Source organism: Sorangium sp. So ce176 (assembly GCF_051519835.1).
GTDB classification, from domain to species: domain Bacteria; phylum Myxococcota_A; class Polyangia; order Polyangiales; family Polyangiaceae; genus Sorangium; species Sorangium cellulosum_G.
The window spans coordinates 10516485-10540777 of the sequence record NZ_CP150371.1 but is presented as its reverse complement, the minus strand read 5'-3'; the positions used below and the strand labels follow the sequence as shown (position 1 = coordinate 10540777).

Sequence of the window (24293 nt, the reverse complement as noted above, 5' to 3'; positions counted from 1 at the left end):
GCCCCCACGTCAGCTCGACGTCGCACGCCGCCGTTCGTGACGTGCCGCCCTTGTACGGGGGCCTCTCCGGAGGATCGCGAGGAGCCTCCCCGCTCAGAACCCGACCTTGAGGTGCCCGCCCACGGTCGTGAGCAGCAGCGTGTACTCCCCGTTGCCGAGGTCGTAATCCGACGCGGTCACCGTGCGCGGCAAGATGCCCTGCACGCGGACGTCGGCCGAGAGCGAGACGCGATCGCTCACCGTGTAGACGCCGCCGACGTCGCCGATCAGCCGGTGGTTGTCCGGAGAGGCAACGTCGATCGTGCTGTCCGGCGAGGCCGGCGATTGATACCCGACCGACGCCGTCGCGAGCAGCGCCTCGCTCAGCTTGTACTTGGCGCCGGCCTCCACCCACACGGTGTCATTCCATTTGCGCGGCAACGTCACGGCCACGCGGTCGGCGATCCCGAGCTTCGGCTGGGCGAGGTCCGGTGAGGAGGCCTCGACGACGAACGCGTCGACGTCCGAATAGAGCACGTACGACAGGAGGCCATCGACGCTGAGCTTGTCGTTCACCCGGTAGCCGACGCCCGCGGTGAGGCGCTTCGGGAGCGTGAACGAGAGCTCCGCGTCGCCCTCGACAAGGGGCTTGTACCGCAGGCCCTGCTCGGCCAGGTCCTGCGTGAAGAACGGGTGGTTCATGTCGATGGCGAACTTGCCCTTGTAGCGCATCGCGGCGCTGTGCTGGTACGTGAGGCCGAAGCGGAGATCCTTGTTCGGGTTGAAGGCGAGCCCGACGTGGAACGAGGCGCCGTGCGATATCGCCTGCTTGAGCGAGATGGGGCGCGCGAGGACGTCGAGCTCGCGCAGCTCGGACGGCGTGGTCGGGCCGAAGTCGTTGTCCTGCTTGAGGGTCGCGAGGCCGTCGCGGAACTCCTTCATGCTGGCGAAGTCCTGCACCTTGGAGAGCTCGGCGATGCCGCCGACGTACGAGAGGCCGGCGCCGAGCGAGAGCTGCTCGGTCAGCTTGAGCCCGGCGGCCAGCGTGAGCGAGGTCGAGACGATGAACGCCTGCTGGAGCTGCCAGCGCTGCGGGCCGTCCGGGAAGCTGAGCGCCGCGGCGTAGGGGACGTACAGGCCAACGCCCAGCGTGAGGCGGTTCGGGATCGTCGGGAAGGCGAAGAAGGCGTTGCCGGTCGGCGCGATCGGCGTTGTCGAGACCTCCTCGGCAGGGCCGGTCCTGGTGGCGTCGACGTTCGCTGGATCGAGCGGGAGCTTGAACTGCAGGGTGTCCGGCGTCTGGTAGGTGCCGCGCCGCTCGCGCGTGTAGGTCGCGCGGCCGACGATGAGCCCCGCGCCGAGCAGGAGCTCCGGCCGCTCGACCCCGGCGAGCTCGGCCGGGTTCCAGAACACGGCGGCGGCGTCGGACGTCGTGGGGCCCGAGAGGCCGCTCGTCACCCACGGCGCGTCGATGCCCGAGGCGCGCGCGTCGCCCGCCGTCCAGCAGACGAGGCCTGTCGCGAGCGCGAGCGCGGCGAGCTCACGTCCTCTCCGTCGACGGGCACGGGCACGGGGCCGCGGGGCGGGCAGGGCTCCTGACATGAGAAGGGTCCTCACAGGGGGTGATCCGGCTAGTTCAGCCGGGTGAGGGTGAGCGAGAGGCGATGGGCGCTCGGCTTGTCGCCGATCGTGATCTCGTAGCGGCGCCCCTCGTCGTCCTCGAAGTACAGCGCGTCTCCCGGCTCGACCTCCACCTTCTCGTGGAGCACGTCGCCGTCGATCTCCTCGGTCGTCGACACCTTCTTCGTGAGCTCGGGGTCGGCGAAGAAGCCCGGATGCGCGTACGCGTACTCGCGCACGCGCGCGCCCTCGGCGTCCTTGCGGATGTCGTCGGGCGCGATGAAGTAGAGGTAATCCCGCTGGCCGGCGACGCCGCTCTCGGTGCTCGGCTGGTACAGGTAGAAGTCCGCGTCGCCGGCGGAGTTGTCGTTGAGCTCGATCGCCATGTCCTTGAGGACCGCGGGATCGTTCGAGAGGTTCTCCTTGATGCTCGCGACGAGATCGTCGGTCTTCACGCCGACAGGGACGTCGCGGAGGGTCACCTCGATGTCGGCCTCCCCCTCGGCGAGGCCGCCGTCGTGCAGCCGCGCCTGGGCCACCTCGAGCAGGATGTCCCAGAAGTACGACGCCGGCGGCGGCGGCTCCTCGAGGACGACGCTCTCATCGACGCCGATCTCTGTCCATGCGGCGCCGTCGACGCAGACCTTCACGGGCTGGTAGTCGCTCGTGGAGGTGCCCTGGGGCCCGTAGGTGGAGCAGTGGTCCTCGAGCTGCGCTGCCCTGAGCTCGCCGGCGCGCGCCAGGATGTGCTCGAACTCCCAGAGCGGCTGTTCCCACACGGGCGAGTCGCCGCGCGGGGTGGGCTCCTTGCTCGTGCCGCCGGGCAGGTACATCGGGCTCTCGGGGATGGCGAGGGTCAGCTCGCCGATGCTGAGGTTCCTCGACAGGTTGTCCAGCACGAGCCAGTCCGGCTCGCTGAAGTCGAAGAGGGTGTCTATCTGGCCGGGCGTGCTGTTGACGCTCGCGACGTCGGCCGCCGTCGCGTCGACGCCCTTGTACGGGAGGGCGTTGACGTCGACCTTCACCGTCATCGTGAAGTCGTCGAGGGCCGCCTTCACCCCCGAGGCCGCCTTGATGAAGCCGGGGTGCTTCGCGCCGTCCGGGTCGTCCGGATCGAGCGGCGCCGGGCCGAACTGCCCGGCGAGGCCGGCGAAGTCGGTGACGACGTCGTGCAGGGTGACGGGGATGGAGTGGGGCGCGACCGGGTACACGCCGTCCGGGTGCTCGTCGGTCTGCGGCCCTCGCCGCGTCTTCGTGTTCGGGTGCGTGCTGACGAGGTTCTCCAGGACGGCCTGCGCGGTGAGCTCGACGGGGATGATCCGCTCGTTGCCGGCCGCGCCCACGAGGTCGGAGAGGATCTTCGACGTCGGGATCCCGACGGCGTTGCCGACGCCGAGCAGGCCCTCGAGGCTCGTGCCGCGGAGGTCGGCGTTCTCCGGCGTCATGTTCAGGAGGCCGACGAGGTTCTGCGCCGCCGGAGGGAGCGCGGCGATCTCCGCGGGGGGCATGTACATGACCTTGAGCAGCGCGTTCTCGATGAGCGTCGAGATGTCGAGATCGAGCAGCCAGATCCCCTCGAGCGTGGGCCGCGGGAGCGCCCTGAGCTCCTCGAGCGTGAGGGTCTTGGCGAAGCCCCGCGCGTCGAACCGCAGGAACTCGAGCGTGAGGGTGCGGCTCTCGCGCACGCCGAGCGCCGCCGGGGGCGGCGGCTGCTCCACCGTGACGGCGTCGACGCAGGCGGGCAGCGCAGAGGAGAGCGCGGCGGCGGTCAGGAGGCCGAGCCGGGAGAACCGGCGGCCGGCGGGGGCGGCGGGGCGGGTGCTGTCTCGCGCGTCCATGATCAGAGCCTCTTCACGTCGGCGGTGATCTCCACCGGATCGCGGATGTCGGGCACGTGGAAGCGGACCTCGTAGACGGCGGCCTCGTCGTCCTGCATGTACAGCGTGGTCTCGCCGGGCGGCAGCCTGTATTTCTCGTGCGTCGTGTCGGCGACGCCGTCGAGGTCCTTCGTCGATACCTTGCTCGCCTCGTCGAGATCGGGGCTCGTGAAGAACCCGGGCTTGTCGTAGGTGTAAGGGCGCGGGGCGTCCGCGCCTTGATCCGGGGCCCGGAGATCGCCCTCGGCGACGAAAACCAGGTAGGGAGCGCCGCCCGGCTCGCTGCGGCTGTAGAAGAAGTCGAGCGCGTCGTTGTTGACCCAGTAGCGGCCCAGGATGATCTCGGCGATCTGCTTGGCCTGGCCCTGCAGCGTCTGGCGGAGCTCGGTGACGATCTCCTCTGCGGTGAGGCCGATGCCGACGCCCGGGAGCGCGAAGACCGGCTGGGCCTTGCCCTCCACGATGTCGGGCATGCCCTCGCCGGTCGGGTCGTGGATGGCGACCTGCGCCACATCGGTGAGCAGCTCCCAGAAGAACTGCGGATCCGGTATGCGGGGCGGCGGGTCGGGCGGGAAGGAGATGTTGCCGAGGAAGACGGACCAGCCGGGCGGATCGCCGTCCTGGCCGATGTTCACACCGAGCCGGCACGTCGAGCCCGACTTGAAGTAACACCCCGAGAACCGGCGGTCGCCGTACGTGAGGTAACCTGCGGTGCCGATGATGGACTCGAGGAGGTACGGGGGAACCGTCCAGATCGTGTCGGCGCCGACCGGGTGATCGGGAGAGTTGGTCTTGCAGTCCGGCGTGTTGCTGCCGCTGCAAGAGGGCACGGCGGTGGGGAGCTCGCGCAGCGAGATCCGCATGTCCACTGTCGGTGCCTGTGCAATGCCGCTGACCTGGAGCTTCTCGGGATCGGAGAAATCGAACCGCAGCGGCGCGTCGCCCTCGCGCAGGAACATGTCGCCGCCCCCCTTCGACAGGTCGATCCCGGAGACCCTGCGCAGGCCGGACTCGGCGACGACGCGCATCGAAAAGTCGGGGAGGAGGACGTCGCTCTTCGTCGTGAAGGTGTCATTGTCAGGGACGAGCACGCCCGGATGATCCCCGGCCGGGCCGAGCTTCTCATCGAGGGGCTCGAGATCGTGCAACGCTTCGTACAGCGTGACAGGCAACCTCACGCCGTCGGGGTTCGGGATGGCCGGGTGAGAGCCGAGCAGCTGCTGCTGGAGCGCGCTGATGAGCTTGTCGATCGGCACGAGCGGCGCCGTCCGGTTCTCGCGCGTGACCGTGGGGTCCGGCTGGACCGCCAGATCGAGGTTGATGCTATCGGCGAGGATGTCCGCGAAGTCGAATGCGAAGGTGCCGGGGTTATCATTGAAGAGCGCCTTCAGCTCCGCGAGCGACGTCCCCGTCACGTTGGCATTGGCAGGTGTCATGCTGAGCAGCCGGACGAGCGCGAACTCCGGCGATGTCTGCCATGGTGCCTTGAAGCTCTGGCCGAGCGGGGTGAGCGTGCAGTCGTGGCCAGGGTTCACGTCGTCTTCTCGCCAGGAGGTCCCGCACGCGTCCTGGATCCGCTCGAGCGCGTTCCGGAGCAGGCCGGTCGTGTCGACGTTGAGGACGGTGATCTGCTTGGTGCCGTCCTCGCCGAAGACCTGCATCGCCTTCTGCCTGTCGAGCTCGAGCGTGACCGACGGCACGTCCGCGTCGTCGATGCGCATGCGGAACCGGTTCGGCTCCTCGATGACGGGGCTGCCGCCGGCGCCGTCCTCGCCGCCGTCGCCCCCGCCGCCGGCGGCCCCGCTGCCGCCCCCGCCGCCGTCGTCGCCGCACGCGGCGAGCGTGGCGAGCGCGGCGAGGAGCAGGAGGGGAACACGGCCGCGGAGCGAGGCGCCGCGCCGGGAGGAGAGTGCGAGCGGGGAGTGCGTCATGCGAGGGCTCCTCATCGAGGGACCTTCTCGAGATCCACGGGGAGAGACGCCCGATGCTACCGAACTTCGACGCGCGGGCGCGACAAAGAGTGCGCGCCGCGACGCCGCGGAGCGCTCGATCCCGCGCCGTCGTCCAAGAAGGCCAGGACATTTGTCGGTGAGGCCAGGGGTCCTGGCGTTTTTCCGTCCGGTGCGCGAAGCGCGCTAGACGTCCTCGCGACCGCTCTGGGCGTTCGTTGCTGTCGCGGACGCCTCGTGCGGGGCAGCCGCCTGCGCGTCGACGACGGCCGCGGTAGGCGCGTGCGGGGCGGCCGCCTGGGTGTCGGCTGGCGCTGCGGACGTCTCGTGCGGCGGGCCCGCGGGCGGCGGCCGGGTCGACGGCGCGCCCGCGGGCGGCGGCCGGGTCGACGGCGCGCCCGCGGGCGGCGGCGCGCCCACGAGCTCGCGCGTCCGGTCGAACAGCGCGCGCAGCAGCGAGAGGCTCGGCTTGCGCTGGCCCGCCGCGATCGCGAGCACCTCCTCGCGGACCGCGGCGTTGATGGGCGTGGCGATGTCGAGCGCCGCGCCGCGCGTGACGACCTCGCCGTTCAGGAAGTCGACCGCGGGTGGGCGGCCGCGCTCGATGGCGGCGAGCATCGACGAGCGCAGGCGGCGGTAGCGCGCGCCGACAGCGAGGATCAGCGCGTGCTTCGCGAAGAGCCCGGGCGAGCCCACGGCGGATCGCTCGGCGTCCGTGAGCGCGATCCAGTCGAGGTCGAGCGTCCCCGCCACCTTCTCGAGGCGCACGCCGGCCGCGCGCGAGACCTGGACGGTCTCGGTCATGACCTCCAGCGCGAGCCGGCGGACGAAGCGGTGCCGGAGGAGCGCGCCGAGGCGGTCGCCGCCGACGGTGCCGAGCGACGAGATGGCGCAGTTGATGGCGAGCTTCGACCAGCGCGCGCCGGCGAGGTTGTCCGTGACGGTCGTCGGGCCGATCGCCTCGAGGATGCGCGCGAGCTCGTGGAGGCGCGGGTCGCTCGCGCCGTCGAGCCGGCCGAGGACGAAGCCGCCGCTCGAGGTGCGGTCGTACACGCCGGGCTCCACCATGGAGGCGCCCCACGCGATGATCCCGCCGAAGGTGCGCTCCGGGCCGGCGATGCGCGCGATGCGCTCCTCGCAGAGGCCGTTCTGGAGGCAGATCATCGCGCCCGTCGGGGCGAGGTGGGCGACAACGCTGCGCGCCGCCTCCTCGACCTGCGGCGGCTGCGTGGCGAGCAGGACGTAGTCGAACGGCCGGGTGTCCGGGCCGAGCTCGCGCACCGCGCGGCCGCGCACCGTGCCCGGGCTCGCCTCGCCGCGCACCCGGAAGCCGACGGCGTTGATGGCGTCGGCGATGATCGGGTTCGTCGTGAACGCGGTGACGTCGTGCCCCTGCTCGAACAGGTGCGCGGCGATGATGCCGCCGATCCCGCCGCACCCGACGACCAGCAGCCGCGGGGCCGAGGCGCCGCGCGCCGCGGAGGAGCTCGGCGCAGACTCGCCCGCTGAAGAATCGATGAAGCTCATGCGAGATCCCCTACCACCGCTGCGGCGCGGGCTCGACGGGCTCGAGGGGAGCGCCAGCACGGGGCAGGGGCGTCGGAGGTCACCGCGCCGCGTCAGCGCGGCGCAGCGCGGCGTGCGCTCGCGCGTCAGCAGCGCGCGGCGGGCTCGCGGCTCGCCGGAGGAGATGTCGCCGGAGGAGTGCCGCTGTCGGCGGGTCGACGCCTGCACTGCCGGCATCGTCACGCGTAGGACGAGCCTGTGCCCACGAACAATGGACTATTCAGCTCGGGATCATCACCTGCTGGTTTTATGAGAATTTGAACCACAGAGGCACAGAGGAGAGAAAAGAAAGATGGCTTATCTATCTCTCTCTTCTGCCCTCTGTGCCCTCTGTGCCTCTGTGGTTCAAATTCTTCCCGGTGTTTCAGCGCCGCGCCGCGCCCTCAGTCCGCCGGCGCCAGCACCTCGATCGCCTTCGGCTCCATCGTCACCGTGATCGGCAGGCGCCCGAGCGGCTCGCCGTCCACGTCGAGCAGGAACGCGTCCTCGACGTCGCGGTTCAGGAGCGTGAGCTCGATGCGATCGCACTGGAAGTGGCGGACGTCCGGGTGGCGGATGTGCGCGCCCGTGTACATGCCGGTCGACACGGCCGCGAAGCGGACGTGCGGCGCGCCGCCCAGGTCGATGACGTCGAACACGCCGTCGTCGGCCCGCGCCATCGGCGCGACCTGCATGCCGGCGCCGAAGAAGCGCCCGTTGCAGATCGCCACCGTGCGCGTCGCGAGCTCCTCCTCGCGCCGCTCGCCGCGCAGCGTCGCCACGCAGCGCACCCGGCCGACGCGGCTGCGGACGAGGCCCCGGAGCGAGGCCATCGTGTACGCCAGCGAGTTGCCGAGCGCCCTCGTCGTCTCGCTGACGATCTGATCCACGAGGCCGCTCATCCCCGCGGAGAGCACGTTGACGAAGAACGCCTCGGCCTGCCGCCCGTCGTGCGTCGCGTACGAGAAGCGGCCCACGTCCATCGGACGCGCGCTGCCGCTCGCGATCGCCGTGCAGTACCTGTCGAGCCGGTGGCTCAGCTTCAGCGTCCTGCAGAGATCGCCGCCGGTGCCCGCGCCGATGATCCCGAGCCGGGTGCCGGTCGCCCCCCTGTCCCGCGCCTGCATCAGGCCGTTCACCACCTCGTTGACGCTGCCGTCGCCGCCCACCGCGACGACCGTCTCGCGCCCGCCGAGCGCCGCCTCGCGCGCGAGGTCCACGGCGTGCCGCGGACGCTCGGTGTGCACGACGTCGATCTCGCCGAGGACGCGCCGGATGGGCTTCTGCATCCCGTCGAAGAGCTTGCCCGTCTTTCCGCCGCTGGACCGGGGATTCACGATGAGGAGGGGGCGCATGCGGGCTCCGATGCTAGATGCCGCAGGCCGCCCAGGGCGAGGTGTTTTTGTGGCGCGGCCAGCGCCGCCGCCGTCAACGCCGCCTGGCGCGCGGTTCCGCGCCGTTCCGCGCCGCCGGCCTCGGTCACGGCTGCTTCGTGCAACCGCAGCCGCAGTCGTCGCTGAAGTAGCTCCACCCCGGCTCGCACACGAAGCGGATCCGCGCGCACGCGTCGTGGCTCTGCCCGACGTACTTCATGAGCGGCCCGTCGACGCAGCCCTGCGCGCCGCCCGCCGCGCCGCCGGCCCCGGTCGGATCGCCGGCGCCTCCTGCGTCCTCCTGGCCCTGCACGTCGACCGCCTCCGCGCCCTTCCCTGTGTCGATCGGCGGGGGCGCCATGGGCGCGCCGCTCTGGGAGCCCTGGCAGCCCGCGGCGAGCGAGCCGCACAGCAGGAGCAGCGATGTGGACAGGGTGAGTCTGTTGTTGGGCATGGAGGCGTCCTCGCGGTCAGGTTCAACCGAGCTCCAGGGACAGGCAGCGTCGGCTACGCCCTCCCGCCATGGAGCCCCGGGTGGTTCGAGCGGATCGGGCGGGGCATCGCGACGTCGCCGCCCGCGGGGCGCGCGGCGCCGGCCGGGAGCGCGGCGCCCTCGACGTGCTCCTTCTCGGTCTTCGGCACATCTGCGCCGGTATCGTTGGCGTCCTTGGCGCCGGTTCGCTTCCCGTCGGGCGAGCGGTGCTCGATGATGGCGTTGATCTCGGCCCCGAGGAGCACCGCCATCGAGGAGATCCACATCCAGAGGAGGAGGATGATGACGCCGCCCAGCGCGCCGTAGCTCACCTCATAGCTGCCGAACCGGCCGACGTAGAACGAGAATCCCAGGGACGCGATGGCCCAGATCACGACCGCCACGATCGAGCCGGGGGTGATGAACTTGAACCTCTGCTCGACGTCGGGGAGCACGTAATAGAGCGTCGCCAGGACGGACATCACGATGAGCGCCGAGATCGGCACGCGCAGCCAGAGGATCAGCGTCCCCAGCGGGCCGAGGTGCTCGGCGATGGCCGGCGTGGCGACCGCGAGCGCCGAGGCGAGCGTCAGCAGGACGGCGCCGCCGAGGGTGACCAGGAGGGCGATCCCGCGGCGCTTGAGGAACGACCGGCTGTCCTCGACGCCGTAGGCCGAGTTGAGCGCATCCATCAGCGCGATGACGCCGCCCGAGGCGGCCCAGACAGCGCCGAGGGCGCCGACCGTCAGGAGCGCCGGGCTCTGGCCCTCGGTCAGCGCGTGGAGCCGCTCACCGAGGATGTTCGCCACCGCCGGGGGGGCGACCTGGTAGAGCTCGCCGACCATCCGCGCCGCTTCCACCGGATCGATGACCAGGCCGGCGAGGGCGACAGCGAAGAGCAGGAAAGGGAATATCGCGAGGACGCCGAAGAAGGTCAGCGCAGCAGCGACGGTGTCGACCTTGTCCTTGACCCATTCCTGCTTTAGGTCGTTCAGAAAATCCTTCCAGGGGATCTCTTTTCCGGGCAGGTGCATAGCGGACCTTCGCTGCAGGGGCGCGCGCGGCGCCGGGATGTACTTCCTGGGCGGCTCAAGCCGGGGCGGCTGCCCCTGAACGAGCAACGTGGATGCCAGGCCGAGCGCGGCGGCAGCTCGACCCCCATGGTGACGATCTCTCGCATCGCAGCCCGTCCGGGCGCTGAGCGGCTCCTCCCGCGGGCGTGGCGCGAATTGCCCCACGCGGCACAAAGGCCACATCAAGGCGCGGGCGGACGCAAGCTATCTTTCATCGGCGCGTCGGCGCGGCGCGCCCCCTCCGGCGGTCCGGCGCAGGCGCTCCCCCGCGTGCGTCACGACGCTCAGGCGGGCGCTCGCTGTCTGGCAGGCGAGGCGGGCGCGCCCGGAACGGACGTGGCGTGCCGGCCGCTGCGCGGCGCGAGGGCGGGGGAGCGGTCGAGGGCGCCGATGAGGGGCATGGCGACGACGCCCTCGGCGAGGGGGACGAGGGGGGGAGAGCTCGCGGAGGGCGGCCTGCTGGGCCTGGATGACCTGCCGTGAGGATGAAATTGTCCAGTGCTGCGGTGGGGCGAGGGAGGAGCTTGCGAGGAAGCCTGTAGGCCCCAAGGGGGGTATTCGCCGCGCGGCGCGGGGGATGGGCCGATGTCTGAGCGATACGGGCATTGAGAAAACGGTGGGCGCGAAGAGAGGTATTCCGCCCCGCGCGGCGCGCAAGGAAGGGCCAATGTCTGAGCCCAGCGGCCCTCGCTCCATCGGCGGTCTCCCACCTACCGGCTATCCGCTGCCTCCATGAGGACGCGCTAGCTCATCGCCTTGCCGATGAACTCGTGCAACGCCGGATCCACCCCGGGGCGGTTCCTCATCGACGGCTCCTCCTGGTACATCCTGTTCAGCGATCTCTCGATCCCGGGGTTCTTCCCCGTGAACGCGTCGATGAGCTCCCGCATGCGCCGCACGATCTGCTGCACCGGCTCGCTCTTCGGATCGGAGCCCTTCTGCATCTCCGCCCGCATGTCGTCGTAGATCGTCTTCCACGCGTTCTCCGCCTCGCGCATCTTCTCCGGGCCGAGCGCGTCCGCGCGCTGCTTGAGCTCCGCGAGCTGCTCTGGGGTGTAGTACTTCTCGATCATGGTCATCACCTCGATTGTCTGAAGGAGCTGCTCCACAGAGACGTCCTCCCCCGCCCGCAGGACATGGGCCAGGCCCTCGAGCCGCGCGCAGAGCTTCTGCTCCAGCGCGATCTGCTCGCGCAGCCGCGACAGGTGCAGCTCGATGGTCTGGAGAGGAGAGAAGCCCTCCTTGTCCAGACACCCGCTGATCTGCTCCAGGCTGAAGCCGAGCTCTCGCAACGACTTGATGTGCTGGAGCCGGGCGACGTCGCCTGCCGAGTACATCCGGTGCCCCGACGCGGTGCGATGCGACGGAGACAGCAGCCCGATCTCCTCGTAATAGTGGAGCGTGCGTACGGAGAGGCCGGTCTGCCTGGCGAGATCGCCGACTTTCAACGGTGCTGAACGCATGGTGCTTCCCCTGGTTCCAGGGCGGGGGAGGACGTCCATGCCCCGGAGGCTAGGTCCTCACGTAGCGTGAGGATCAAGGCCGGGCCGCCACTTTTTTTTCGCTGCCCTCGCGCGCCCCGTCACGCCCCGTCGCCGGCGGCGGGCGCCGCCGCGACGCTCGCGCGGAGGAGCACGCCGGCGAGCGCCGCCGCGGCCGCCGCAGCCCAGAACGGCGCGCCCATGCCGGCCCGCGCGTAAAGCTGGGTGGCGACGAGCGGCACGATCACACAGGCCAGCTCCTGGAGCGCCTGGTGGCCGCCCTGCGCCTGCCCCTGCGCGGCCGTCCCCGCGGCGCGCGACAGGAGGGCGGAGAAGGACGCGGTGAGCAGTCCCTCGCCGCCAGCGAACACCACGATGGCCGCGACGAACGCCGGCGCCGAGGGGTGGCGGGCGACGACCGCCATGGTCGCGAGGGCGAGGACGACGAGGGCAAGGCCCAGCCCGAGGACGCGCGAGTCCCCGAGGACCTTGGCCAGGCGCTCCAGCAAGATCCCCTGGACGAACACGTCCGTGACGCCGACAGCGATGACGGCGAAGCTCACCGCGTCGGCGCCCCAGCCGAGCCGGTCCTTGGCGAGCAGCGCGAACGTCGCCTGGAGCGAGACGACGGCCGCCGTGAAGAGCACGCCGACGGTCAGGAGCGGACGAAGGTGGCTCAGGCGGAGCAGCCCTGAGAGCTGCGAGAGCGGGTTGAGCTTTCTCCACGGCACCGCCCGGACCCGGGTGGCGGGGTCGAGGCTCTCCGCAAGGAAGAGATAGCTCCCTGCGGCGTTCAGCGCGGTGAGGAGGGCCGCCAGGAAGAACGGCGCCTTCAGGCCGAGCTTCAGGGCCACACCGCCGAGCGCGGGGCCGGCGATCAGCCCCGCACCGAACATCGCGCCTACCCGCCCGAAATACCGGGCGCGCTGCTCGGCAGGCGTCGTGTCGCCCAGGTACGCGAACACCGTGCCCACGTTGCCCGCCGTGAGGCCGTCGATCGCGCGCCCGAGGAACAGGAGCGGAAGGGCGTCGGCGAAGCCGAACAGCGCGTACCCGGCCGCCGAGCCCACCAGGCTGAGCAGGAGCACCGGGCGGCGCCCGACCACGTCGCTCAGCGCCCCGAGCGCCGGCGCGGCGAGGAAGGCGCAGAGCGAGTAGGACGCGCTCAGCAGGCCCACCGCCGAGGCCACATGGGCAGGGTCGCCGTCGAGCCGCGCGGCGAGGAAGGGAGTCACCGGGACGACAAGCCCGGTGCCGGCCGCGCTCAGGAAGGCCGTGGCCTGGAGGAACAGGAGCGCCCCGGGGCGTACGCCCGCGCCGGGACGGCGCTGGACGGCGCTCGTCATGCGCAGAACGTGACGACCGCCGCGCCGCCTCGATTGAACAAACGCGACGCGGCGCGCGCTCGCGAGCAGATCAGGTCAAGCGCGCGCGTCGCCGGATCGAGGGGCGCCCGGCGCGCCCTCGCTGCGCGGCCAGAGGCGCCGCACCTCGCCGGCGTACATGCCGGGGCTCATGCCCGCGAAGGCGCGGAACTCCCGGGTGAAGTGCGCCTGATCCGCGTAGCCGAGCTCGAAGGCCAGCGCGGTGAGGCGCGCGTCCGGGTCGAGCTCGAGGCGCTCGGTGGCCCGGGAGAAGCGGATGAGCCGCGCGAGCGCCTTGGGAGACATCCCGGCGGATCGCTTGAACTGCCGCTCGAGCTGCCGGACCGACACGCCGAGCCGCCCGGCGAGCGCGCCGACGCGCGCGCCCCCGTGGCTCGCGTGGAGCGCGAGGCCCGCCGCCTCCACCGGGGCGGCGGGGCGGCGGGCCACGCGGCGCTGCGCGAGCAGCCACCCTTCGATCAGCCCGAGCGCCGCGCCGCTTTCGCCCCCCTCGAGGAGCGGGCCGACCCGCGCGGAGAGCGCGCGCAGGCCCGGGCCCACGATCGTGCAGTAGCCGCGCAGATCGGCCTCGTGCTCGAGAAACGCGGCCGCGCGCCACGGATGAAAGCGGACGCCGAGCACGCGCGACAGGCCGCGAGACACCATCCGGGCAGGCTCGTCCCGCACGCCGATCACGAAGACAGGCGGCAAGGGGCGCAGGCGGCCGTCGCGCCCCTCGATGCGCGCGTCGCCGCAGTGGAACACGAGATCGACGCTGGCGTCCGGCAGGAGGCGGTGCTCCTCCGTGCTCGCCGTGTGGCGCTCCTCGTAGGAAGAGCAGCTCTGCACCGCGCCGCGCAAGAGGGGGTGGGGCGCATGCTCGAGGTAGCGGACGTCGGCGGACGCCATCGGGTCCGGCGACTCTGAAAGACGTGCGCGCAAAGAGCAAGCGCCGCGCCGGTCCCCGAAGGGCGCCGGCCGCCTGGCCACCCACGCGCGCTCCGATCCACCGGCGCGGCGTCGCCGCCGCCCCGGGTCACCGCATGCGCAGCGTGTATCTCTCGACCGACCTGTACTGAGGCGGCCACTCCAGGTCGAAGCCCTGCTCCGCGGCGGCGTGCCGCGTCCAGTACGGGTCGTAGAGGTGCGCCCGCGCCAGCGCGCACAGGTCCGCCCTGCCGGCCGCGATGATGCTGTTCACGTCCGCGTAGCTCTGGATGTTGCCCACAGCGATCGTCGGCACCTTCGCCTCCAGCCGCACGAGCTCGGAGAGCGGCGTCTGGAACAGCCTCCCGTACTCGGGCTTGCTGGACGGGTCCGTCTGCCCCGCCGAGACATGGATGATGTCGGCGCCGTGCTCCCGGAGCATCACCGACAGCGCGACGAGATCGTCCGTCGTGAGCCCGCCCGGCGCCCAGTCGGTCGCCGAGATGCGCACGCTCATCGGCTTCTCCTCCGGCCACGCGGCCCGCACCGCGTCGAACACCTCGAGCGGGTAGCGCATCCGGCCCTCGATCGGGCCGCCGTAGGCGTCCGTGCGCCGGTTCGTCAGCGGCGAGATGAAGCTCGAGAGCAGGTACCCGTGCGCGCAGTGCAGCTCGATCAGGTCGAACCCGGCCTCGTCCGCGCGCCTCGCCGCCTGCACGAAATCCGAGGTCACCTGGTCCATGTCCCCGCGATCCATCGCCCTCGGGACCTGGCTCTGCGCGAGGTACGGCACCGCGGACGCGCTGAGCAGCGGCCAGGCGCCGGCCTCGAGCGGCTCGTCCGCGCCCTCCCACATCCGCTTCGTCGCGCCCTTGCGCCCCGCGTGCGCGAGCTGGACGCCGATCCGGGCCGGGGAGCGCGCGTGGACGAAGTCGACGACGCGCCGCCAGCGGTCGGCGTGGTCGGGCCGGTAGAGCCCCGCGCAGCCGGGCGTGATGCGCCCCTCGGCGCTCACGTCGGTCATCTCCGTGATCACGAGCCCCGCCCCGCCGAGCGCCCGGCTCCCGAGGTGCACGAGGTGCCAGTCGTCGATCCGCCCGTCGTCCGCCGAGTACTGGCACATCGGCGACACGACGACCCGGTTCTCGAGCACGAGCGACCGCAGCCGGAACGGCGTGAACATCGGCGGCGGCGGGGCGCCGCCCGCGCCGGTGACGCGCGCCCCCGACTGCTCCTCGGCCTTGCTCGCGACGTGCGCGTCGACCTCGCGCACGAACGCCGGATCGCGCGCCTTCAGCCCCTCGTGCGTCACCCGCAGGCTGCGCGTCAGCAGGCTGAACATGAACTCCACGGGGTCGAGCGCCATGTAGCGCTCGGTGTCCTCGAACCACCGGAGGCTCACCTGCGCGGCCCGCTGGAACGCGAGCACCTTGGGCTTGCGCTCCGCCTCGTAGGCGGCGAGCGCCTCGGGCACGCGCGCGTCCCGCCCCAGGCTCTCGACGAGCGCCATCGCGTCCTCGAGCGCGAGCTTCGTCCCCGAGCCGATCGAGAAATGCGCCGTGTGCGCGGCGTCCCCGAGCAGCACCACGTTGCCCGCGCTCCAGCGCTCGTTGTGCACCGTGGGGAAGCTCCGCCACACGCTCCGGTTCTTCAGCAGCCGGTGCCCCTGGAGCTTGTCGGCGAAGAGCTCCTCGAAGTACGCGATCGTCCCGTCCTCGCCCGCGTGCTCGAGGCCCGCCCGCCGGAAGGTCTCCTCCCGGCACTCGACGATGAACGTGGAGCGATCCGGCTCGTAGCGGTACGCGTGCACCCGGAAGAGCCCGTGGCGGTTCTCCTCGAAGTAGAACGTGAACGCGTCGAACGGGAACGTCGTGCCGAGCCAGACGAAGCGGTTCGGCCGGACGTCGATGCGCGGCTGGAACCTGTCGGCGAAGCGCTCGCGGATCCGGCTGTTCACCCCGTCGGCCGCGACAACGAGGTCGCTCCCGGACACGATCTCGGCCGCGTCCTGCACCTCCTCCTCGAAGCGCAGGGCGACGCCGAGCTCCCGCGCCCGCCCCTGGAGGATCTCGAGCAGCCTCCGGCGCGAGAGGCCGCTGAAGCCGTGCCCCTTCGAGACGAGGACGCGCCCGCGGAAGTGCGCGTGGAGCTCGTCCCAGTGGGCGAGGCTGCCGCGGATCGCGTCGTAGCTCGGGCGGTCGGCGCCCTCGAGGTTGTCGAGCGTCGCGTCCGAGAACACGACGCCGAAGCCGAACGTGTCGTCGGGCCGGTTCCGCTCCACCACGACGACCTCGCGCCGCGGGTCGCGCTGCTTCGCGAGCAGCGCGAAGTAGAGGCCCGCCGGCCCGCCGCCCACGCATGTGATCCTCACCGCCCTGCTCCCCTGCTGCTGCGCCTGCGCCCGCGCCGGAGCCTACACGAGAACGTCGGGTGCAGCGCCGCCCGCGCGGATTATAACGATGGCATGAGCGACGAACGGAGCTTCCCGGACTGGCAAGAGCTGTATCGAAGCACCCCGGCAGAGAGCATGCCCTGGTACCACGCGCGCCTGGATCCCGACCTCGAGCGGGCGCTCGAGCAGCGGCAGATCGCGCGGGGACGGGCGCTCGACCTCGGCACGGGCCCGGCCACGCAGGCGTTCGCGCTGGCCGAGCGCGGCTTCGACGTCACCGGCACCGATCTCTCCCACGCCGCCATCGAGCAGGCGGCGGCGCAGGCGGCGCAGCGGGGAGCCTCCGCGCGCTTCCTGCAGGACGACATCCTGGACAGCAAGCTCGACGAGCGGTTCGACGTCGTCTTCGATCGCGGCTGCTTCCACTGCCTCCCGCCGGCGCGCAGGGCCGACTACGTCCGCACGCTGAAGCGGCTGGTCGCGCCCGGAGGGCACCTGTTCCTCAAGTGCTTCAGCGTGCTGGAGCCGTTCGACCAGGGGCCGTACCGATTCACGCCCGAGGCGCTGCGCGAGATCTTCGGGGCGGAGTTCGAGGTCCTCTCCGCCGACGAGACCGTCTACCACGGGCCCCGGGAGCCGCCCCCGCGCGCGCTGTTCGCCGTGCTGAAGCCGCGGTGAGCCGGGCGGTCCGGAGCGCCCGCCGCGTTCGCGGTATAGTCGTGCCGTGACGCACGAGGCTTCCCTTGACCAGGCGCCGGCGGGCGGGATCGTCCTCCGCTGGCTCATCGGCTTGCGCTGGGCGCTGTTCGCGGTGCTCGCGGCGACGCTCGCCCTCGACGAGGTGCTGTTCGGCTACCACGTCCGGTACGCGATCGCCGTCCCGATCCTGGCGCTGGCCGCCGGGCTCAACGTCGTCCTCGCGCGGCGGCTGAGGTCCGAGCAGGGGGCGCAGAGCGCGCTCGTCGCTGGCGTCGTGGCGCTCGACCTCGTCGCGATCGCCGGCGTCCTCGCCGCGTCGGGCGGCGCGGGCAACCCGTTCAGCGCGCTCTTCTTCGTGCACGTCGCGCTCGCCGCGGCGCTCCTGCCCGCGCGGACGACGTTCGCGCTCGCGGCGCTCGCGGCCTGCCTGTTCGCGGCGCTCTTCGCGCTCCCCTCCGGTGCGTGCTGCCCGAGCCACCCGGAGCACGGCGCCTTCTCGGCCCACCTCTACGGGATGCTCCTCGCCTTCGTGCTGAGCTCGGCGCTCGTCGCCCACGTGCTCCTCAAGGTCCGCCGCGCGCTCGACGAGAGCGCCGCCGAGAACGCGGCGCTGCGCCGGCGCGCGGAGGAGGCCTCGCGCTTCCAGGCGCTCGGCGCGCTCGCGGCCGGCACCGCCCACGAGCTCGGCACCCCGCTCGGGACGATCGCGGTGCTCGCCGAGGAGAGCCTCCACGACCCCGCGTCGAGCGAGGCCGCGCGGCGCCGCGCCCGGACGGTCGCGGAGCAGGTCGAGCGCTGCCGCGTCGTCATCGCGCGCATGCGGGCGGACGTCCGCGCCGACGGGCTGCGCGCCGGCGTCGACGTCGGCCAGGCGACGCGGCGCGGCGTGCAGGCGTGGCAGGCGGCGCACCCCGGGGTCGCCGTCGAGGTGCGCGGCGACCTCGCGCCGCGCCGCACGGTGCCGCTCGACGCGGCCGACATCGAGGCGGCGCTGTTCGCCCTGCTCGACAACGCGCTCGAGGCGCTCGGGCCGAGCACGCCGGCCGCGGGGCCGATCGTTGTCACGGTCGGGGACGAGGGCGGCGCGCCGGTGATCAGCGTCGAGGACGGCGGGGTGGGCGTCCCGCCGGGCCTCGAGGGGCGGCTCGGCGAGCCGTTCGTGACGACCAAGGCCCCCGGCGAGGGGATGGGCCTCGGGCTCTACCTCGTGCGGACGCTCATCGAGCAGGTCGGAGGGCGCCTCACTGTGTCGTCGAGGCAGGGGTCGGACGCGGGCGGCGCGCGCGGCACGCGGGTCGCACTGCGCCTCGCGCCGGTGGACTCATGAGCGCGGAGCCCGCCTCCGAGCCGACGCTGCTCATCGTCGACGACGACGCCACCTTCCGGTCCGCGCTCGGCCAGGCGCTCGGCAGGAACGGCTTCGCCGTGTTCCTCGCCGGCAGCGCGGAGGAGGCCACGGCGATGGCGCGCGAGCATGTGTTCGAGTACGCGCTCGTCGACGTCCGGATGCCCGGGCAGAGCGGGATCGAGCTCGTGGGGACGCTGCGGAGCATGGATGACGGCATCCGCATCGTGGTGTTCACCGGCTACGGCACGATCGCGAACGCGGTGGCGGCGATCCGCGCGGGGGCGGTGGATTACCTGACCAAGCCGGTCGACGCGGCCCGGTGCGCGCGGTCGCTGCTCGGCTTCGCCCCGGCCGCGGGCGGCGACGAGGACCTGCCGTCGCTCGAGCGGGTCGAGTGGGAGTACCTCCAGCGCGTGCTCGCCGACTGCGAGGGGAACATCTCCGAGGCGGCGCGCAAGCTCCGGATGCACCGGCGCTCGCTCCAGCGGAAGCTCTCGCGGCTGCCGCCCCGCTCGTGAACGATTGAACATTCCAGATTTGCCGGGCGGCGGTTCCTATCGGCCGGGCGGGCGCTATGAAGAGGCCATGCCCTACAAGCCCATCGAGTCCTACGGCATCATCGGCGACATGCACTCCGTCGCGCTGGTCGGAATGGATGGATCCATCGACTGGTGCTGCCTCCCCCACTTCGACTCGCCGAGCGTCTTCGCGGCCATCCTCGACGACAAGCAGGGGGGCAGCTTCGAGCTCGCCGCGGTGCACAGCACGTCGCGCAAGCAGATGTACCTGCCGGACACCAACGTGCTCCTCACGCGGTTCCTCGACGCGGAGGGCGTCGGGGAGGTCTGTGACTTCATGCCGATCCACCGGGACACGTACGGCGCCTACCGCCGCGGCATGCACCAGATCGTCCGCGTCGCGCGCGCCGTCCGCGGGGCTGTGCGCTTCCGGCTCTCCTGCCGCCCCGCGATCGACTTCGCCCGCCGCCCCCACCGTCTCCTCCTCGACGACCCGCGCGGCGCCGTCTTCGACTCGGATGGCCTCGACCTCGCCCTGATCAGCCCGGTCCCCCTGCTCCCCGACGGCGCCGGCGGGGTGACCGCGGACTTCGTCCTGGAGGAGGGCGAGTCGGCCACGTTCTCGCTGCGCCAGGTCGAGGACTGGACCGCGAACGCCGACCTGCTCTCGACGCCGATCAACGGCGACGAGGCGCTCCGGCGCACGGTCACCTTCTGGCGGCAGTGGCTCGGCAAGTCGCGCTACAAGGGGCGCTGGCGCGAGATGGTCGACAGGTCGGCGCTCGTGCTCAAGCTGCTCACGTTCGAGCCGACCGGCGCGATCGTCGCCGCGGCGACCACTAGCCTGCCCGAGGAGATCGGCGGCGTCCGCAACTGGGACTACCGCTACGTCTGGGTGCGCGACGCCGCGTTCACCCTCTACGCGTTCCTCCGGCTCGGCTACACCGAGGAGGCCGCGCGGTTCATGGAATGGCTGATGGCCCGCGTCTCCGAGGAGGATGGCCCCACCGGGCCGCTCCAGCTCATGTACGGAATCGACGGGCGCCACGAATTGCCCGAGGTCGCGCTGACCCACCTCGACGGCTACCGCGGGTCGAGGCCTGTCCGCGTCGGGAACGGCGCGACAGAGCAGCTCCAGCTCGACATCTACGGCGAGCTCATCGACTCGGTGTACCTGTTCGACAAGTACGGATCGCCCATCTCCTACGACTTCTGGCGCGAGCACCGGCGCATGGCCTACTGGGTCTGCGAGAACTGGGACAAGGAGGACGAGAGCATCTGGGAGGTGAGGGGCGGGAAGCGGCAGTTCGTCTACTCGAAGCTCCAGTGCTGGGTCGCGCTCGACCGCACCTTGCGGCTCGCGGACAAGCGCTCGCTGCCGCTCGACCGGCAGCGCATCGCCCGCGCGCGGGATGAGGTCTACGAGACGATCATGACCCGCGGCTGGGACGCGGAGCGGCGGACGTTCGTGCAGTCGTTCGGCTCGACGGCGCTCGACGCGAGCAACCTGCTCATGTCGCTCATGCGCTTCATCTCCCCCACCGACCCGCGCATGGTCGGCACGATCGATCGCACGCTCGCCGAGCTCGCGAGCGACACGCTCGTCCACCGCTACGAGCTCGGCAAGGGCGCCGGCGACGGCCTCGACGGCAAGGAGGGCACGTTCAGCATCTGCAGCTTCTGGCTCGTCGAGGCCCAGGCGCGCGCTGGCCGCCTCGACGACGCGCGGTTCCTCTTCGAGAAGATGCTCACCTACGCCAACCACCTCGGCCTGTACTCCGAGCAGATCGGGCCGAACGGAGAGCTGCTCGGCAACTTCCCGCAGGCGTTCACCCACCTCGGGCTGGTGAGCGCGGCGTTCTACCTGGATCGCGCGCTCGGTCAGGGCGGCTGACGGTGGCGTGACGGTGGGTGGGTTGACGGTGGATAGGGGGCTCGCGCGATCCCCACCGGCGTCGGTGGGGCGGCTTCCGCGCGAGCGGAGGAGGCGGAGGAGGGGAGAGGGGAGCCGCCGGCAGCCCGGGATATCCAACCCCGGGCTACCGGCGCTCGGGAGCCCATCGAAGAGGAGGGCCGGAGCGGCGCCGTGGCATCCTGGGACGCGGAGCCTGTGGCGCCGTCCGGCGCGGCGCGGTCAGATCAAGCTCACCAGAAGCCGCCGCCGAAGCCGCCGAAGCCGCCGAAGCCGCCGAAGCCGCACGGGCTGCAGCACGGGTTGATGAAGCTCGGGACGAAGCTGGTGATCGACGTCGTGATCGCCGTCAGACCGCAGCCGAAGCCGCCGAAGCCGCCGAAGCCGCCGAAGCCGCCGAAGCCGCCGAAGCAGCGCGCGCCGTCACGCTGGCCGGTCTCCTGCCCCACGAGGCCCGTCTGCCCGACGCCGACCTGGCTGATGCCGGCCGTCTGGCCGGTCTGCGCCCAGCCGAGCGGCGCCTTCGAGGCGACCTGCGCCTGCGAGCCGATCTGCGCCTGCGAGCCGATCTGCGCCTGCCCGACCTGCGCCTCCGAGAGGCCCACCTGCCCGACCCCGGACTGGCCGATCTGCGCCGGGCCTTGCTGGCCGTACTCGCCCTTCGTCGGGTAGCCCTTGGTCGGGAGACCCTTGCTCGGGAGGCTTCCCTTGCTCGGGAACCCGGCCTTGCTGGGCCCGAGCTCGCCCTTGCTGGGCAGCATCGGGCTGCCCTTCGAGGGCAGGCCCTTGCTCGGGGGCAGGCCGAGCTTGCTGGGGCCCATCTGGCCGACCTGGGCCTGCAGCTGACCCGCGTACCCGCCGCGCTCGGCCTCTTCCAGCGCCTCGGCCGTGGAGTCGACGCTCTCCTCGTCGAGCTCCATCGCGTCCATGTCGATCTCCTCGTCCGCGCCCGCCGCGCACCCGGCCCCGAGCGCCAGCACCATCGCGAGACCCATCATCTTGCCATGAATCGAGATCATCGGTCCTCCCCGGTGTTCATGCCTGGCCTTGCGGCCCCGAACACCTTGACTCACCCATGAGCAGGGTGTGTGCCTCGCTCGCCTGTGCAGAGGTTGCCGCTCCGAGCCCGCGTGGATTCGCAGGCTGCGTCCTTGAAATAGGCGCTCCCCGGATCTGCGCTCCATGGGGATTTCTCCGCGATTGGATCGAGATCGATCCTGGTGACGCGCGTGACGCGCGCGCCGCGGCGCCGATTTCACGCTGAATCGGCGGCTTGTTGCCCTCATCACGCGCCTGCGCGCGGCAAAAACGATACGAGACGTGGCCCCCTGCGCTCCCCGCTGCGCGGCGCTCGCGTCGCGGCGCTGCATGTCGTGTCGAGCATGGGTGTTCTCGGAACTCACAATACGTGGAGCTCCCCTCCGCGCCCAGAAAAACGCGGGCCGCTCGCAGCCCCGACGCAATCGATCCCGCCGTCCCGGGAAGACGGCCGCGCTGCGCCCAGCCTGCTCAGCGCCGTACGGGTCGTCACGTTTGTGCATCCGCGCGCTCGCAGGAGCGGATTCCTCGCCTTGGGCCGGAACGCTCCGCCGTGGCCGTGATCGAACCCTCCACGACATAACCGCTCCGGCCCTGTGTCGCGCCGTGTCGCGACGTTGCGCGCCGTTCACGCGTGCTCGCTTCCGGCCAGGTCACGTGTCCGCAGCGACCCGCGCCGGGCCCATCGAGGACGTAAGCCACGGCACCAACGTGGGAGACGACGCGAGAGCAAGGGCGCGAAGAGGCGTTTGCCGCCGGGCGCCCGGAGCCCCTGTCGGCGCGCCGCGCTGTCGATCTCCGGCGGGCTCCAGCGGGGCGACCCGGTGGTAGTGAAGTTTTGCGCTGAGATTGCAGCCATTACCCGCGGGTTCGGACTGAGCTAGATTTCGTGCTGCGCTCCTCGAGCTCCTCCCTGGAGACGAAGCCCGTTGCCCCGGCGGCACCGCGCCGGCTTCCGCGGTGGACCCGGGAGGCCGCGAGGGCACGGAGGAGAAAGAACGAGCGTCTCTGTGTCCTCTGCGCCTCCCGGGCCCGTCTCATGAAACAGGGGCGAGCCGGGAAGCGCGGTACCAACGCGAGGTCTTCACATGAGTTCGAAACGTTCCTTGGTGATACTGGGCTTCTTGGCTTGTGGATGGATGGCCTGCTCGTCGTCGGACGGGGACGAGGGCACGGGCGGCGCGGCGGCGTCCGGGGGCGGCGACCCCGGCGTCACCAGCGCCGGCAGCGGGACGACGAGCGGCGCGGGGGCTGGCAGCGCGACAAGCACCGGGGCGACCAGCACCTCGGCCAGCAGCACGAGCAGCACCGGGGCGACCAGCACCTCGGCCAGCAGCGCGAGCAGCACCTCGGCCAGCGGCGCGAGCAGCACCTCGGCCAGCAGCACGACGGGCGCGGGGGGCAGCGACCCGGGCACCGGGTCGGATTCTCCGGCGTGCGCCGGGCTCAACAACGGCTCGGGCACGACAATCCCCTGCGCGACAACGGCCGACGGCAAGGCTGTGTGCTTCGCGTCGACAACGCCGACGACGCTCACCTACGAGGGCGGCGGGGAGGTCACGGGCGTCGCCCAGGTCACGGGCAAGGGCTTCACCGAGGAGGCGTGCGTCCTGCTCGACACGGGCGCTGTGCACTGCGGCCGTCACACGACGATCTCCAGGACGCCCACCGTCAGCGCGGGCGCGACGATGGTCTCCGGCGGCCTCAACCACGCGTGCGCGATCGTCGGCAACGCCGTCAAGTGCTGGGGAGGGGACCTCCCCGCGGACGTGACGTTCGGCGGCGAGGCGCCCGTCCAGGTCGCTTGTTACTACCATGGCTGCTGCGCGGTGACCGACGCAGCGAAGCTGTACTGCTGGGGCGAGAACAACGGAGGAATGCACGGCATCGGCACCTCATCAGGCACGGGCGGCCCCGCGTCGCCCACGACGGTCCCGGGCAGGGCGCTCTACGTCGGTCCGGGTCAAGATCACATGTGTGCGGTCTTCGAGGGTGGCAAGGTCCAGTGCTGGGGTCAGGACTGGAACAAGCAGCTCGGCGGCCTCGGCGCCTCGTCCGACCCGGGCGTCACCCTGGTCGCGTCGGGCGCGGTCGCCGTGGTTGGGGGGCAATTCCACACCTGCGTGCTCCTGGCGACGGGGCAGGTCCAGTGCTCGAGCGGCGGCCAGTCCGAGGGCGCAGGGCTCGACATGGGCCGGCTCGCGCCCGTCGCGGGCATCTCGACAGCGGTCGCGCTCTCGGCGGGGAAGCACTATAGCTGCGCCCGGCTCGCGGACGGCTCCGTGCAGTGCTGGGGCGCGATCAGCCACAGCGCCACCCCCGCGACGATCAGCGGCCTGAGGACCCGCGACTGCGACTGATCCGCGCAGGCCACGCACCCCGCGCGCGGCGGGCCCCGCGGGCCCGCGACGCGCCGCGGCGAGCGCGTCGCGGGCGGCGGGAGCGCCCCCGACGCGGCGCGCAGCGCCTCCGCGTCGCTCCTCCGGGAACGGACGGGGGCGCAGCGGCGTCATTCCCCCTTGCGCAGGACGTTCGGTAAATGGTCCAGTGGTTGACGTCGGAGACGGGGAGGGAGCATCCGAGCTGTTGCCCGTCGCACAGTGCCTTTCGTGTCGACGGCGGATTGTCTCATGCTGTCCGGGGCACCGGCTCGACGCCGCACCCGGCGCTGGCCGAGCGGCGCCGGTGGGGCTCCGGATCGAGCCTTCCTGGCGGAGAATTGCATC

Annotated in this window: 18 protein-coding genes; 5 read left to right on the top strand and 13 right to left on the bottom strand. The window is 71.8% G+C overall.

What is annotated here, in order from left to right; genetic code table 11:
• Positions 1-93: 93 nt before the first annotated feature.
• The 11 genes from WMF42_RS39855 to WMF42_RS39805 all read right to left on the bottom strand — a co-directional run bounded on the left by WMF42_RS39855 (position 94) and on the right by WMF42_RS39805 (position 16016).
• Positions 94-1581 carry an OmpP1/FadL family transporter gene (locus WMF42_RS39855; protein WP_437688320.1) on the bottom strand — a complete coding sequence of 496 codons (1488 nt, stop codon included), beginning with the start codon at positions 1579-1581 and terminating at the stop codon, positions 94-96.
• Between the two features lie 29 nt (positions 1582-1610).
• Positions 1611-3437 (bottom strand): acetyltransferase, encoded by a 1827-nt coding sequence (locus WMF42_RS39850; protein ID WP_437688319.1) that lies wholly within the window; start codon positions 3435-3437, stop codon positions 1611-1613.
• 2 nt (positions 3438-3439) lie between these two features.
• Positions 3440-5407, bottom strand: coding sequence for a hypothetical protein (locus WMF42_RS39845; RefSeq protein WP_437688318.1), 1968 nt, complete (start codon positions 5405-5407; stop codon positions 3440-3442).
• A 204-nt stretch (positions 5408-5611) separates the two neighbouring features.
• Positions 5612-6952 carry a 2-dehydropantoate 2-reductase gene (locus WMF42_RS39840; RefSeq protein ID WP_437688317.1) on the bottom strand — a complete coding sequence of 447 codons (1341 nt, stop codon included), beginning with the start codon at positions 6950-6952 and terminating at the stop codon, positions 5612-5614.
• A gap of 422 nt (positions 6953-7374) precedes the next feature.
• On the bottom strand, positions 7375-8325 hold the full coding sequence (locus WMF42_RS39835; protein ID WP_437688316.1) for a diacylglycerol/lipid kinase family protein: 951 nt from the start codon (positions 8323-8325) through the stop codon (positions 7375-7377).
• A gap of 124 nt (positions 8326-8449) precedes the next feature.
• On the bottom strand, positions 8450-8797 hold the full coding sequence (locus tag WMF42_RS39830; protein ID WP_437688315.1) for a hypothetical protein: 348 nt from the start codon (positions 8795-8797) through the stop codon (positions 8450-8452).
• A gap of 53 nt (positions 8798-8850) precedes the next feature.
• Positions 8851-9849, bottom strand: a complete 999-nt coding sequence (locus WMF42_RS39825) for a YihY/virulence factor BrkB family protein (RefSeq protein ID WP_437688314.1) — start codon at positions 9847-9849, stop codon at positions 8851-8853.
• Between the two features lie 782 nt (positions 9850-10631).
• Positions 10632-11351, bottom strand: a complete 720-nt coding sequence (locus WMF42_RS39820; protein ID WP_061610948.1) for a MerR family transcriptional regulator — start codon at positions 11349-11351, stop codon at positions 10632-10634.
• A gap of 119 nt (positions 11352-11470) precedes the next feature.
• Complete coding sequence (locus tag WMF42_RS39815) at positions 11471-12715, bottom strand: MFS transporter (protein WP_437688313.1); 1245 nt, start codon at positions 12713-12715, stop codon at positions 11471-11473.
• A gap of 75 nt (positions 12716-12790) precedes the next feature.
• Positions 12791-13642 carry a helix-turn-helix domain-containing protein gene (locus WMF42_RS39810; protein WP_437688312.1) on the bottom strand — a complete coding sequence of 284 codons (852 nt, stop codon included), beginning with the start codon at positions 13640-13642 and terminating at the stop codon, positions 12791-12793.
• A 127-nt stretch (positions 13643-13769) separates the two neighbouring features.
• Positions 13770-16016, bottom strand: a complete 2247-nt coding sequence (locus WMF42_RS39805; RefSeq protein WP_437694409.1) for a bifunctional salicylyl-CoA 5-hydroxylase/oxidoreductase — start codon at positions 16014-16016, stop codon at positions 13770-13772.
• Positions 16017-16124: 108 nt separating this feature from the next.
• On the opposite strand from WMF42_RS39805, the gene WMF42_RS39800 reads away from it, so the two are divergent.
• From WMF42_RS39800 to WMF42_RS39785, 4 genes are all read left to right on the top strand, one after another.
• Entirely contained in the window at positions 16125-16730 is a 606-nt protein-coding gene (locus WMF42_RS39800; RefSeq protein WP_061610952.1) for a class I SAM-dependent methyltransferase, read from the top strand.
• A 46-nt stretch (positions 16731-16776) separates the two neighbouring features.
• Positions 16777-18078 (top strand): sensor histidine kinase, encoded by a 1302-nt coding sequence (locus WMF42_RS39795; RefSeq protein WP_061610953.1) that lies wholly within the window; start codon positions 16777-16779, stop codon positions 18076-18078.
• Positions 18075-18617, top strand: a complete 543-nt coding sequence (locus WMF42_RS39790; RefSeq protein WP_061610954.1) for a response regulator transcription factor — start codon at positions 18075-18077, stop codon at positions 18615-18617. Before WMF42_RS39795 ends, WMF42_RS39790 begins: the two co-directional genes overlap by 4 nt.
• 67 nt (positions 18618-18684) lie before the next feature.
• Positions 18685-20511: a glycoside hydrolase family 15 protein gene (locus WMF42_RS39785; protein ID WP_437688311.1), complete on the top strand. Its 1827-nt coding sequence runs from the start codon at positions 18685-18687 to the stop codon at positions 20509-20511.
• A gap of 251 nt (positions 20512-20762) precedes the next feature.
• On the opposite strand, the gene WMF42_RS39780 is transcribed toward WMF42_RS39785, so the two are convergent.
• Together WMF42_RS39780 and WMF42_RS39775 are read right to left on the bottom strand one after the other, a co-directional pair.
• Positions 20763-21548 (bottom strand): hypothetical protein, encoded by a 786-nt coding sequence (locus tag WMF42_RS39780; RefSeq protein ID WP_437688310.1) that lies wholly within the window; start codon positions 21546-21548, stop codon positions 20763-20765.
• Positions 21549-22651: 1103 nt separating this feature from the next.
• On the bottom strand, positions 22652-23065 hold the full coding sequence (locus WMF42_RS39775; RefSeq protein WP_437688309.1) for a hypothetical protein: 414 nt from the start codon (positions 23063-23065) through the stop codon (positions 22652-22654).
• Positions 23066-23069: 4 nt separating this feature from the next.
• Here WMF42_RS39775 and WMF42_RS39770 point away from each other — a divergent pair, with 4 nt between their 5' ends.
• Positions 23070-23927 carry an RCC1 domain-containing protein gene (locus WMF42_RS39770; RefSeq protein ID WP_437688308.1) on the top strand — a complete coding sequence of 286 codons (858 nt, stop codon included), beginning with the start codon at positions 23070-23072 and terminating at the stop codon, positions 23925-23927.
• Positions 23928-24293 lie beyond the last annotated feature (366 nt).

Bases quoted from the DNA above. Each gene is read 5' to 3' on its own strand.
- WMF42_RS39845 (WP_437688318.1), bottom strand. From the start codon at position 5,407: ATGACGCACTCCCCGCTCGCACTCTCCTCCCGGCGCGGCGCCTCGCTC.
- WMF42_RS39780 (WP_437688310.1), bottom strand. From the start codon at position 21,548: ATGATCTCGATTCATGGCAAGATGATGGGTCTCGCGATGGTGCTGGCG.
- WMF42_RS39850 (WP_437688319.1), bottom strand. From the start codon at position 3,437: ATGGACGCGCGAGACAGCACCCGCCCCGCCGCCCCCGCCGGCCGCCGG.
- WMF42_RS39830 (WP_437688315.1), bottom strand. From the start codon at position 8,797: ATGCCCAACAACAGACTCACCCTGTCCACATCGCTGCTCCTGCTGTGC.
- WMF42_RS39855 (WP_437688320.1), bottom strand. From the start codon at position 1,581: ATGTCAGGAGCCCTGCCCGCCCCGCGGCCCCGTGCCCGTGCCCGTCGA.
- WMF42_RS39840 (WP_437688317.1), bottom strand. From the start codon at position 6,952: ATGAGCTTCATCGATTCTTCAGCGGGCGAGTCTGCGCCGAGCTCCTCC.
- WMF42_RS39820 (WP_061610948.1), bottom strand. From the start codon at position 11,351: ATGCGTTCAGCACCGTTGAAAGTCGGCGATCTCGCCAGGCAGACCGGC.
- WMF42_RS39815 (WP_437688313.1), bottom strand. From the start codon at position 12,715: ATGACGAGCGCCGTCCAGCGCCGTCCCGGCGCGGGCGTACGCCCCGGG.
- WMF42_RS39835 (WP_437688316.1), bottom strand. From the start codon at position 8,325: ATGCGCCCCCTCCTCATCGTGAATCCCCGGTCCAGCGGCGGAAAGACG.
- WMF42_RS39790 (WP_061610954.1), top strand. From the start codon at position 18,075: ATGAGCGCGGAGCCCGCCTCCGAGCCGACGCTGCTCATCGTCGACGAC.
- WMF42_RS39785 (WP_437688311.1), top strand. From the start codon at position 18,685: ATGCCCTACAAGCCCATCGAGTCCTACGGCATCATCGGCGACATGCAC.
- WMF42_RS39800 (WP_061610952.1), top strand. From the start codon at position 16,125: ATGAGCGACGAACGGAGCTTCCCGGACTGGCAAGAGCTGTATCGAAGC.
- WMF42_RS39810 (WP_437688312.1), bottom strand. From the start codon at position 13,642: ATGGCGTCCGCCGACGTCCGCTACCTCGAGCATGCGCCCCACCCCCTC.
- WMF42_RS39825 (WP_437688314.1), bottom strand. From the start codon at position 9,849: ATGCACCTGCCCGGAAAAGAGATCCCCTGGAAGGATTTTCTGAACGAC.